Origin of the sequence: Neobacillus sp. YIM B06451 (assembly GCF_032667185.1) — a bacterium.
In the GTDB taxonomy this organism is placed as follows: domain Bacteria; phylum Bacillota; class Bacilli; order Bacillales; family Cytobacillaceae; genus Bacillus_D.
Window position 1 is genome coordinate 156,330 of sequence record NZ_JAVFKJ010000008.1, and the last position, 11,594, is coordinate 167,923.

General features: G+C 46.3%; 11 protein-coding genes. 4 read left to right on the top strand and 7 right to left on the bottom strand.

Annotated elements, in window-relative coordinates:
• Window positions 1–86: 86 nt before the first annotated feature.
• On the top strand, window positions 87–1,034 hold the full coding sequence (locus RB160_RS14950; protein WP_316571224.1) for an AtpZ/AtpI family protein: 948 nt from the start codon (window positions 87–89) through the stop codon (window positions 1,032–1,034).
• A gap of 301 nt (window positions 1,035–1,335) precedes the next feature.
• Window positions 1,336–1,530, top strand: a complete 195-nt coding sequence (locus tag RB160_RS14955; protein WP_316571225.1) for a hypothetical protein — start codon at window positions 1,336–1,338, stop codon at window positions 1,528–1,530.
• A 101-nt stretch (window positions 1,531–1,631) separates the two neighbouring features.
• Here the strand turns inward: RB160_RS14955 and RB160_RS14960 are convergent, their stop codons facing one another.
• From RB160_RS14960 to RB160_RS14990, 7 genes are all read right to left on the bottom strand, one after another.
• Window positions 1,632–2,663 (bottom strand): STAS domain-containing protein, encoded by a 1,032-nt coding sequence (locus RB160_RS14960; protein ID WP_316571226.1) that lies wholly within the window; start codon window positions 2,661–2,663, stop codon window positions 1,632–1,634.
• 337 nt (window positions 2,664–3,000) lie between these two features.
• Window positions 3,001–3,612: an alpha/beta hydrolase gene (locus RB160_RS14965; protein ID WP_316571227.1), complete on the bottom strand. Its 612-nt coding sequence runs from the start codon at window positions 3,610–3,612 to the stop codon at window positions 3,001–3,003.
• A 369-nt stretch (window positions 3,613–3,981) separates the two neighbouring features.
• On the bottom strand, window positions 3,982–4,911 hold the full coding sequence (locus RB160_RS14970) for a cation diffusion facilitator family transporter (RefSeq protein ID WP_316571228.1): 930 nt from the start codon (window positions 4,909–4,911) through the stop codon (window positions 3,982–3,984).
• Between the two features lie 61 nt (window positions 4,912–4,972).
• The gene (locus RB160_RS14975) at window positions 4,973–5,605 is read right to left on the bottom strand and encodes a class I SAM-dependent methyltransferase (RefSeq protein ID WP_316571229.1); all 633 of its coding nucleotides are present in this window, start codon (window positions 5,603–5,605) and stop codon (window positions 4,973–4,975) included.
• A gap of 40 nt (window positions 5,606–5,645) precedes the next feature.
• Window positions 5,646–7,778: a heavy metal translocating P-type ATPase gene (locus RB160_RS14980; protein WP_316571240.1), complete on the bottom strand. Its 2,133-nt coding sequence runs from the start codon at window positions 7,776–7,778 to the stop codon at window positions 5,646–5,648.
• Entirely contained in the window at window positions 7,747–8,121 is a 375-nt protein-coding gene (locus RB160_RS14985) for an ArsR/SmtB family transcription factor (protein ID WP_316571230.1), read from the bottom strand. Before RB160_RS14985 ends, RB160_RS14980 begins: the two co-directional genes overlap by 32 nt.
• A gap of 117 nt (window positions 8,122–8,238) precedes the next feature.
• Window positions 8,239–8,919, bottom strand: coding sequence for a copper homeostasis protein CutC (locus RB160_RS14990; protein ID WP_316571231.1), 681 nt, complete (start codon window positions 8,917–8,919; stop codon window positions 8,239–8,241).
• A 156-nt stretch (window positions 8,920–9,075) separates the two neighbouring features.
• Between RB160_RS14990 and RB160_RS14995 the strand changes: the two genes are divergently transcribed.
• Window positions 9,076–10,833, top strand: a complete 1,758-nt coding sequence (locus RB160_RS14995) for a SulP family inorganic anion transporter (RefSeq protein WP_316571232.1) — start codon at window positions 9,076–9,078, stop codon at window positions 10,831–10,833.
• Between the two features lie 26 nt (window positions 10,834–10,859).
• The gene (locus RB160_RS15000) at window positions 10,860–11,207 is read left to right on the top strand and encodes an ArsR/SmtB family transcription factor (protein ID WP_316571233.1); all 348 of its coding nucleotides are present in this window, start codon (window positions 10,860–10,862) and stop codon (window positions 11,205–11,207) included.
• Window positions 11,208–11,594 lie beyond the last annotated feature (387 nt).

Consider the following 11,594-nt stretch of genomic DNA (forward strand, 5'->3'; position numbering starts at 1 on the left):
TAGCAAAAAATGATACATGCTAGCAGCAAAGGACAAGGCTAATAGAACCCGTATCGGCCAAAACCATAACAAGGGGGCATGATTTCATGAAAAGGACCTTCTCAAAAAATGTTGGAAGAGTGGCGGAAGACCTTGAGCTGGGCCTGGAAGAAAACATGATAATTGTCCACTATAAAAAAGGGGAATATGAGAAATCCGCGCGCCTTTTAAAAACCGAAACAAAACCGCTGAAGAATAGCCTGGCATCGTTCCTTGCCGAAAACAATGTGTCGGACGAGTTGAAGGCGGAAGTTGCCGTTTATCTTGACGAAGCCGGCGGCCAAAAAGGAAAGGAATGGGCCGATTCCACAAGCTTTCTTTTGAAAGCGCTATCTCTCCATGTTGTTCTTGCACTGGTAATCGCTATTTCCGTATTCATTGGCTATAAAACAGGGGGTTTTTTAGACAGCTATTTTGGCCTTTATCCAGTCTTCACCCTGCTCGGATTGGGAGCTGGCCTTGCGCTTGGAGGGTTTTCAGCCTATACAATGGCATTGAAGCATTTCAGGCCGTACAGCGGAAAGCGCGAGAAACCACGGGTAAACGGAGCCGAGGCCGCTAAGGAATGGCCTGCTATCGACGTGGATATGGTGGAGGTAAGGAAGGCTGTCAGGAAATTTTCAGATGAGCTTCCGAAAGGTGTTTACAGGACCATCCTCGTAAACGAAGACAACAGCATTGATTTTAGCCAGCTTGTACACATCCTTGGAGGAATACCTTCAAAAAAGTATTACATGTCAAGGGAAACATACGACTTATTTGAAGAAGCGGAAAAGGACATTCCCGCCGAAATGGATAAAGTTCAAAGAGCGGTCGATCTTTATGTAAAGGAAAAGCGTGAGTACCCAATGCTTCCTTTCGACCCAAGCAGGCGTGTCAATTATTATCAGCTACTTAAGGACCATTATTTAAAGGAACCTCCCAAAATCGAGTTTTATATAACCGATTGCGATGGGCTGGTCACGCATAAGAAACCTGCCAAAGTCCAAGGTTAAAGTTTGCTGATGAGCGAAGCAGTTTGCCTCTTTCTTATCAGGGATATCGACATAAAGGAAAGAGATTCCCTTTTATTTCCTGGTAAAAAATACGTTGTATATGGCTCCGTGATGTTTGTTGGACTTTTATAACGGGGATAAATAAAATAAAAACTTCCATGAGGGTGGGAGAAATTGAACCATTTTCCTTTGCTGGAAAATAGGTTAATCCATAGGGGATTTTAATTAGTCGCAGAAACAGAAACCTGGGAGTCCAATCTGGTATTTGCCCTGGAAGTATCAGAAAAGGAGGGATTGATTATTGTTTAAGCAGGTAGAACTTTCAGATTATCATCTTTGGATGTGCCAGCAGATTAAAGAGAAGCTGGCTGAACGAAACCATATCTCTCCTCTGGATACATTTGACTATACAGAGCGTGACCTGGTTACCATCGCATTAAGTGAATTAGTATATCGGCTAAACTTAACAGACACCTCGACTTTGAGGTTGAAATAAAACGTAGATATTTCATACCGCAATTAAGGGCCGGAAACGGCCTTTTTTGTTTATCAAAAGAAAAAGCAACACCATTCAAAATGGCATTGCTTTCAGTGCGCCTATATGATTTTTTTGCCGCTCTGCGACAGGGCATAATAAATGCCGTGTTGCAATGTTTGATAGCACTGGAATTTGGACAGGTTTATTTGCGACTGGGTAACCGATGCCCCAAGTTCCGCAGAAATGCCCACGAGGATTGTTTCAATTCCAATCAAAGAGGCGGCGAAACCAAGCTTCTGGATAAACTCGAAACCGTATTGCCCCATATCCTTGTCATGATCAAGCCCCGTCAAATCGAGAATCAGATAAGACGCATTGTATTTTGGCAGGTTGAATAAAGTTTTCACAAGAAGGTCTTCGGAGCGGCTTTCATCGTATTTACCAATAAGCGGAACGACAACGATGTCTTCGAGGACAGGAATGATCGGGGACGAAATTTGCTTCACCAGTTCCTGAAGGTCCTTCGTTTTCTCCTCCACGAGCAGTTCAAGCTCCCGGATTTTTTCGGACTCCTTTTTCCTAGCAAGCTGATGGATATTGCTTGAGACCGTGATTTCTGACGGAAAATACTCGACAACTGTACAGTCGTCGCCAGTCAATTGGTCCTTGACGACCCTGTACCAAATATTCGTCCCCAATAACCCTGTAAAAATCCCCGCATAATGCGCTGGCAAATATTTTCCACTAGCGTTTTTCCCTTGTTCCTTGTTGACTTTATATTCCCAGCTATCCTTAATTTCAATTGAAAGTGTTTTTTCATCCAGATTAAGATGCTTAATTTCAGCCTTCCCCCAGCCAGCGGAAGCATATGTATAGGGAATTCTTTTCGAAGCTTCCTCAGGAGAAACCCCATTTTTCACAAAATACTCACTAACAATAAGTCCCTGCCGATATCCGGTTGTCTCAAGCACAAGAGCACCAGCTTCTTCACCGGAAACTTCTTCAATCGTATCAAAAAATGTTCTCATCGCAGAAGTAATCCAAAAAAGGACAGCATCTTCTCCTTCAAATAAAAATCGGCCATTCCCAAGATTCCATTCGAAGTCAAGGCCGCCAACATTAATTTCCTGTTTGGCAGTAAGCTTTTCCATAACTTTAGATTGCTCCCCTCTTTATCCACTTTTAACAGGCATTAAGCCCCCCACCCCGGGATTCAGCTGCATCATAGAAATTAGGTAGGGAATCAACACTGTCCGTAATGGTTCGATTGGTTGACCAAACAAACATAAGTAGGGATGTACAGCCCCTACTGTTGGAAGGTCTCATGATTAAGTGTTTATCCTTGTTCTTTCCTTATAATCTGTAAATACTGTACCTCTTTCTTTATCCCTTGTCTAACTAAACGCTTATTGTTCCCGCTGCTAAAATTAGTGAAAGCTGCGCGCCGAAAGTCCGCGCGGCTGTCTTTTTTATTCACAGTTTAGGAATTTAATTACGGAATGTCGCTTTGTACCATTCGGCTGCCCGTTCCACCTCACTGTAGGTCAACTGGTGGCCGTTTTCTTCCCAATGAAGATGGACTTCAGCCCCTACTCCCTCCAAAAGTGCTTTCAGATCCTCCGATTCCATTGGCGGGCAGATTGGATCATTCGTACCGGCCCCTATGAAGATATTTAAGCCATGAAGGTCAGCCAGGTCAATCCCCCTCCTCGGGACCATTGGATGATGGAGAATCGCACCTTTTAATGCTTTGCCGAAATGAAACAACAGGCTGCCGGCAATATTGGCACCGTTAGAGTAGCCGACCGCTACAATATTCCCCCTCTGGAAGCCGTACTTTTCCGCAGCCTCATCAAGAAAATCATCAAGCTCCCTCGTCCGGAAAACAAGATCCTCTTCGTCAAAAACCCCTTCCGCCAGCCTCCTGAAAAAACGCGGCATCCCATGCTCCAGGACATTGCCGCGAACACTTAAGACCGGAGCTTCCGGGTCGATTATGTCTGCCAGCGGGATAAGGTCCTGTTCATTCCCGCCAGTCCCGTGAAGCAAAAGCAATACGGGCTTCGATTCATCCTTCCCTGGCTTAAATATATGTCTCATTGTTTTCCCTCCACTTTACAAGTTCACTCTTTTCACTTAAGGCAATGGTAGTCCCCAGCCGTCTGGATGTCAATGAGGTGAAATCGCAGGTAGTTACCCTCTGTAATTATGTCCGAAATTTGACAGTTTTCGATAAGTGGGTTGAAATTTTCGATATATCACTTATTTTTTCGATATCCTGGTAAAATTTTTCGAAAAAAATAAAAAATTGCCGATATCCCTTCTATATAATAACCATTCCAACGTACGGACACACCATAAAAGGAGATGACCACACTTTTCCCCAATACATTTACCTTGAAGGAACAAAAAAATGTCCTTCATAAAAAAACGCCGTGTTTTAAAAAACACAGCGTTTTCGAACTGAAATTAATTGCAGACCCCGTGGCTGCTCGGACAACCCTCGGCTTCCCTTTCCACCTGAATGGTACTGTGGTCGATGCCAAACTTGTCATGAAGAAGGGTTTGGGCTTCGTGAAGCACAGTATCATGAACCCCCTCGCTGGAGATCGAGATATGGCAGCTCAGCATCGGCATCCCGCTCGTCACTGACCAAATATGGAGGTCATGGACATCTTTTACACATGGAATATTCGATAAAGTAGCGCGCAGCTTACCCGTATCAATATGGACGGGTGCTCCCTCCATCAGGATATGGAAGGAATCCTTCGTCACCCTCCAGCCGGATATGATAATCAATATTGCGACGGCCACACTCGCAATCGGGTCCGCCACGCCCCAATCGAAGAAGTAGATCAATAGAGCGGCAACGATGGCCCCAGCCGAGCCAAGCATGTCGCCGAGGACATGCAGGAACGCGCTCCTTACATTTAGGTTCTCATCCTTATCTCCCCTCATAAGGATAGAGGCGGCCGCGATATTCACAAGGAGACCGATGACCGAAATTGTGAGCATCCCAAGGCTCTGTACCTCCGGAGGATTCCTGAACCGCTCAAAAGCCTCAATAAAAATATAGATTGATATTGCAATTAGTGTAAGGCCATTCAAGGCGGCCGCGATAATTTCAAAACGCTTGTAGCCAAATGTTTTCCCTGGCGTGGATTTCCGTTCCCCCAGCTTAATCGCGAAATAGCTTAGCCCCAAGGCGGCAGCGTCGCTAAGCATGTGGCCGGCATCCGACAGCAACGCCAGGCTATTCGTGATCAGCCCCCCCGCCACTTCCACAAACATAAACGAGGCGATTAGCACAAATGCCCAAAGCAACGCCTGTTTGTTTCCTGTATGGTGATGGTGGCCATGGCCATGATCATGTGAATGGGAATGATGATGATGCCCCATGTTAAAATCCTCCCAAATTACGTTTCCGGACCGGACAGAAATTGAGCCGTTCCCGAAGTAGTTATATTTTCCCGCCGTCTGCCCTTTCCAGGACAATCTTCCGGTACATCCCTTTTAACAGAATACCCCTGTCTTCCTTTATCCTTACCCTGCTTTCGGAACTGCTAATGATTTTTTCAAAAGAAATTCCGATATCCGTGCCGAGAAGGCGGATGAGCGGCCTGATTAGCTTTTTCAACAGGCTTAAATCCTTCCCTGAAGGAGTGAATTTGTCAAATATCACAATGCCGCCACCCTTTTCCACAACCCTGGCCATCTCTTTAAACGCCTTTTCCCCGTCAGGGACGACCGAAAGAATCAGGCTGCCGATGACCCAATCAAATGACTCATCCGGAAAAGACAATTCCTGAGCATCCATAACGAGAAACACTACCTTTTCCCCGTCCGCCTTCTCCTTTGATTTTTCAAGCATTTCTCTTGAAAAATCAATTGCTGTTACGTTGAGTTCGGACAGGGAAATCTGCTTAAGGTCTGCCCCTGTCCCAACTCCGACAAATAAGACCCGGTCGCCTTTAGAAAAAGGGAGGGATGAAAATAGTTCCTTCCGGGCTTTTAAAAATGGCCCTTTGTTAAAAAACACATCATACACCGGCGACCAAAGTTTATAAATGAATCTGTTCCAGCTGCTATTCATCCCAAGCCCCCCAAAAGAAACCTCAAAGTGGCGCCACTTTTCACTTTACCTTTAATAATCTGAGCCCGTTGAGCGTGACGAGCAGGGTCGCTCCCATATCGGCAAAAATCGCGATCCATAATGTCAGCCACCCAGGGATGACCAAAAGGAGTGCCACAAGCTTCAGCGCAAGCGAGAAAGTGATGTTCTGCATAATAATCGCCAGTGCTTTCCTGCTCAGCTTTATTGCGAATGGCAGCTTTCTGAGATCGTCGCCCATCAGGGCAATATCCGCGGTTTCTAGGGCTGTATCCGTTCCCGCGCCACCCATCGCGATTCCGACCGTAGCGGCGGCAAGTGCCGGGGCATCATTGATTCCATCCCCGACCATGGCCACTTTCCCGTACTCCTTCCTAAGTTCCTTGATAATTGACAGTTTATCTTCTGGCAGAAGCTCTGGCCGGATATCGTTCACTCCTGTTTGTACCCCGATTGCCCGTGCCGTTCCCGCATTGTCCCCAGTCAGCATTACCGTTCTTTTAATGCCCATGCCATGAAGCCTGTCAATGACTTCTCGGCTGCTTTCCCGCACTTCATCCGCAACGCCAACAATGGCAAGAATCTCTTTTTCGGTAAAAAGGGCCATAACCGTCTTTCCTTCATGTTGAAGCAACTCGATTTGTGCCTGAAGCTGGCAATCCGCTTTTTCCCGGCACATGTCCGCCATAAAGGCCGGGCTTCCGGCGAAATAGGCTGTTCCGTTAATCCTGCCTTTTATCCCCTTACCTGTTACGGAAGATGCATGTTCTACCAATATATCCTTAAAGGATACGGAAAGATCTTCAGCCTTTTTTAAAATTGCCGAGCCGAGAGGGTGCTGGGACCCGGATTCCAGTGCAGCCAAAACGGAAAGTGTCTCCCTTTCATCATTACCCTTTAAGGCAATGAAGTCAGTTACAGCCGGGGCACCTTTTGTCAGCGTGCCGGTTTTATCAAAGGCAATCGCATTGAGGGTTCCTGTTTCCTCCAAGTGGATGCCGCCTTTAATGAGAACCCCATTCCGGGCTGCATTTCCAATTGCCGTCACTATGGCAACCGGGGTTGAAATCACCAATGCACATGGACAGCCAACAACCAATACCGAAAGCCCCTGGTATATCCATTCATTCCAGCCCGCTCCGAATAGAAGCGGCGGGACAATCGCGACAAGCGCTGCGATTGCCATAATCACCGGTGTATAATACTTGGCGAATCGGTCAACGAATGCTTGTGCGGGCGCTTTTTCCGCTTGGGCTTCCTCGACCAGGTGGATAATTTTTGCGATTGTCGTGTCAGCAACAAGCTTCGTCACCCTTACTTCTAGGATTCCTTCTTCATTTAAAGTACCCGCGTACACTTCATCGTGTTCCTTTTTTTCCACCGGAACAGATTCACCGGTGATGGCAGCCTGGTTAATTGTCGAATGCCCTCTCATGACAATCCCATCCATCGCCAGTTTCTGTCCTGGCTTCACAATCATGATGTCTCCGATTACAATCTCATCCGCCGGAATCACCATTGTATCGCCATTCCGGCGGATCATAGCTTCTTTAGGGGCGATATCCATAAGCGACCGAATGGAGGCCCTCGCTTTATCCATTGAAAATTTCTCGAGTTCTTCGCTTATCGCGAATAAGATGACGACAACCGCTCCCTCGCTCCACTCTCCTATAATCGCCGCTCCAATGATTGCAATTGTCATCAGGGTCCTCATGTCGAATTCAAGCCTGAACAGATTTTTAAGGCCGGTTTTAAATAATGGATACCCGCCAATCAAAATCGCGGCCAGGAACGGCAAGGCCGCGGCAGTAGCATCCTCCCCGTTCAGCCAGTGCGAAGCGTATCCAATCAGGACGAAAGCCAGTGATAGAATTACTCTGGCGTATTTTTTTAAAAAAGGCTCTTCTGCTATTTCTGAAGCAACCGCTTTCTCCGGTAAAATTTTTAGCCGATCGAATGCGCCTGCTTCTTCAATTTCCTCTATTGTGGCCTTCCCGTAAACGGTTATTTTTGAAGCGCCAAAATTGACAGCCGCGTGAGAAACACCATCCAGGTGTTTGACGTTCTTTTCGAACTTCGCCGCGCAGCTTGCTCAGGAAAGCCCCTCGATCCGAAAAATCTGCTTAGTCTCGGCCACGTCCCGCCACCTCCTCATGATGTTCAAATGCAATCTCGATGAGCTGCTTCACATGGTCATCATCCAGCGAATAATAGACAAGCTTGCCTTCCTTCCTGAATTTTGCAATGCCTAGATTCCGAAGGGTCCGTAAATGGTGGGAGGCGGTTGCAACGGACGAGCCGGCGATAGTCGCGACATCGCATACGCATAGCTCCTCCTCAATTGCCAGGGCGTAAGCGATTTTCACCCTTGTTTCATCGGATAGCGCTTTGAAAATTTTCGCTACCCCACCAGCGCTTTGGTGTTGGAGCTTTTTCTTAACCTTTTCGACTTTTTCTTTATTGATAGAAGCCACTTCACATATATCGTGTCTGGACAACTTCTCCACCTCATTCAAACAATCATTTGAGTATATAATATTCAAACGGTCGTTTGATTGTCAAACTTTTTATAATTTTTCTGAAAGGAAAAGAAGCCGGTTCGCCCGGCTTCATTGTCATCCTTTTAAAAGCTTTACAATTTCTTTTGCTCTTTTTAGGTCGATTCCTTCTACAGGGCTATTGTTTTTCCTGATCGCAGTCCCGAAATGATAATGGCCTGTATTTACCTTAGAATGGACATGGTTAATATTTTGCTTCGTCAGACCGCCGCCTGCCAAGATGGCAATATGCCCTGCTTCCTCTTTCATTTCGAGCATTGTAGCCAAACGGCTGTCAAGATCGCCAGTCCCACCCGAAGTTAAAATGCTTGTTATTTCCTTGTAATCGGACAGGATTTTGGCTGATTGTATGGGGTTTGATGTTCCTTCAATCGCGCGGTGAAAAGTTACCTCCATGCCAGTGCATTCCAGAAGAAGACTTTCCATGGCGGCAGTGTCGATTTCATTTTGGTCGTTGAGTACCCCAAGTACTACACCATTTGCTCCCAATGACCTAATGGCTTTAATATCATTTTTCATGATCTCGAGGTCATACCCGGAATAGACAAACGACTGGCTGTGCGGCCTGACCATGACATTTACAGGTATTCCAACACGCCTGGCCACCGCTTCAATCAGGCCGTAGCTTGGCGTCAATCCGCCTTCTGTCAAGGCAGATACAAGCTCAATCCTATCGGCCCCGGACTCCTCGATCAAAATCGCATCATCCACAGTTGTCGCAATATACTCAATCAGCATTATTTATCCCTCCTAGCTGCAGGATACCACTTCAAGTATAAAAAAATAAATTTTTTATAAACAAAACCATTGACTTGCCTGCTAAATGGCGTAAAATTACTTATTGTATATTCAAATAATCAAATATATAAATATATTAATTAAGGAAGTGTAAGTGTGCTGCAGAAGTTGGTATTTGACGAAAGATTTAAGAATTACTCCCTTCACTCCTTGCAAAAAGACATTATCTCAGGAATTGTTGTTGGGATTATCGCGATTCCGCTTGGAATGGCGTTTGCGATAGCCTCGGGAGTGAAGCCTGAATACGGAATTTACACAACGATCATCGCGGGAATACTAATTTCTTTGCTGGGCGGCTCAAAGTATCAGATTGGCGGCCCTACCGGTGCATTTATCCCAATCCTTTTCGGGATTGTCATGTCCTACGGATTCGAAAATCTCCTGATTGCCGGATTTCTTGCTGGAATCATTCTCTTTTTAATGGGTGTCTTCCGTATGGGCGCATTGATAAAATTCATTCCCCGTCCCGTGACAATAGGGTTCACTGCTGGAATCGCCGTCATTATTTTTTTCGGACAAATTCCGAATTTCCTCGGGCTTTCGGGAATTGAACGGCACGAATATTTTTTCGATAATAGTAGAGAAATCATTGTCCATATTGAAACCCTGAACGTGTATAGCATCGCTACCGCGGCGCTTTGCCTTGTGACCGTCCTATTCACTCCTAAACTTTTTCCAAAGGTGCCTGGCCCCCTAATCGGGCTGGTCGTTTCAACGCTGGTGGCCACCTATCTTTATCCAGGCCACGTGGCGACTATCGGTTCCACCTATGGAGAAATACCTGCTAGGCTGCCGGATTTCCAATTTCCCGAAATCACTTTGGAAAAAATTCGCCTTCTAATAAAACCAGCATTCATTATCGCGATCCTTGGCGCGATTGAATCTTTATTATCCGCGGTTGTGGCGGATGGAATGAGCGGCGGCAGGCATAATAGTAACCGGGAATTGATGGGCCAGGGCGCAGCCAACATGATCGCACCATTATTCGGCGGGATTCCCGCGACGGGAGCGATTGCAAGGACCGCCACCAACATCAAGAATGGAGCGGTATCCCCAATGTCGGGAATCATCCATGGCTTCGTTGTCCTCGTTATCCTTGTCCTGTTCGCGCCTCATGCTTCGAAAATACCATTGGCAAGCATGGCGCCTATTTTGATGGTGGTCGCCTGGAACATGAGTGAGAAAACCGTTTTTTACAATGTCCTTAAAACAAAAACACTTGATTCCCTGATTCTGGTTGTCACGTTCCTTCTTACCGTATTTGTCAATCTAACAGTAGCTGTTCAGGCCGGGCTTCTGCTCGCTGTCATTATTTTCACAAAACGGATGAGCGAGTCCCTTGTGACGGCAAAGGTTCTGCCTAATGACAATCAGAAGTTGCGGGCCGTGCTTCCGCAGGCCGCGGCAGAATCACACGACTGTCCGCAAATCAGCATGTACACGGTTGAAGGCCCTCTTTTCTTCGGGGCGGCGCAAACATTTGAACAAACTATACTAAATACAATAAACTATAAACCGAAGGTACTTATTTTAAGGCTTGGCAAAGTCCCATTTATGGACACGACCGGAGAATCGCATTTTTCTAGCATCGTTAAAGACTTCTGTGCCCACGGGCAGGTTTTGATCACCGGGATTCAACCAGGTCCGCTCGAACTGCTGAAGAAAACGGGGTTGTATGATTTCATTGGCCAAGAGCACTTTTTCAGTCATACTGGAGACGCGATTAATTTCGCGCTTAATCATGTAAATAAAAGCGAATGTCTGGGTTGCAAACATTTCGCTTTCAGGGAATGCGCAACATTATCAGCCATTAAACAGAAGGCGGGCGAACAAAGAAAGGCCCTTATACAATAGCGGGGGGTAAAAAGGGAGGAAACGTATTGGATTTGGAAATGCAGAAATTTAAAGCGGACTTTTTTAAAGCATTGGCTCATCCCCTAAGGATTAGAATCCTTGAACTGCTTGGGGAGGGAGACAAAAGTGTAAATGAAATACAAAGCCTGGCGGGAAGCGAAGGCTCTGCTGTTTCCCAGCAGTTAATGATCTTGAGGACCAAAAATATTGTTACGGGGACAAAGGATGGCAACCGTGTCATTTATTCGCTACGGGATCCACTGATCATTGAATTGCTAGCTGTGGCGCGTCAAATTTTTAATAACCATCTTGTCGATACGATTACGATGCTGGACAGATTCAGTGAGGACGGAGATAAGACAGAAGAGCTTTAAAATTATCAATAGACGAGAACCAAGATGGGCCGATACAAAAAACCTCCCTTTTCAGGAGGTTTTTTCCATTTGAGGATAGAGAGAAATCTATGATTCAGATGTTTTAGGAGATTGGGAGTGGTTATTTATTCAGGTCATTCTCTATCTATACCTATAAATCTATTTTTTTAATCGTAACTCTACCATATTGCCATTATGCCAGAACCGTTCTTCGCGGGTAAATTTAGCCTTCGAACGACATATTCCATGTGTGCGGCGGCGGCCTGTCGTGCGGCGGCGACCTGTCGTGCGGCGGCGACCTGTCGTACGGCGGCGGCCTGTCGTGCGGCGGCGGCCTGTCGTACGGCGGCGGCCTGTTGTACGGCGGCGACCTGTCGTACGGCGGCG

Coding starts and splice junctions, on each gene's coding strand:
- RB160_RS14950 (WP_316571224.1), top strand. CDS start 87: ATGAAAAGGACCTTCTCAAAAAATGTTGGAAGAGTGGCGGAAGACCTT.
- RB160_RS14990 (WP_316571231.1), bottom strand. CDS start 8,919: ATGCTGATTGAGTATATTGCGACAACTGTGGATGATGCGATTTTGATC.
- RB160_RS14960 (WP_316571226.1), bottom strand. CDS start 2,663: ATGGAAAAGCTTACTGCCAAACAGGAAATTAATGTTGGCGGCCTTGAC.
- RB160_RS14970 (WP_316571228.1), bottom strand. CDS start 4,911: ATGGGGCATCATCATCATTCCCATTCACATGATCATGGCCATGGCCAC.
- RB160_RS14975 (WP_316571229.1), bottom strand. CDS start 5,605: ATGAATAGCAGCTGGAACAGATTCATTTATAAACTTTGGTCGCCGGTG.
- RB160_RS14965 (WP_316571227.1), bottom strand. CDS start 3,612: ATGAGACATATATTTAAGCCAGGGAAGGATGAATCGAAGCCCGTATTG.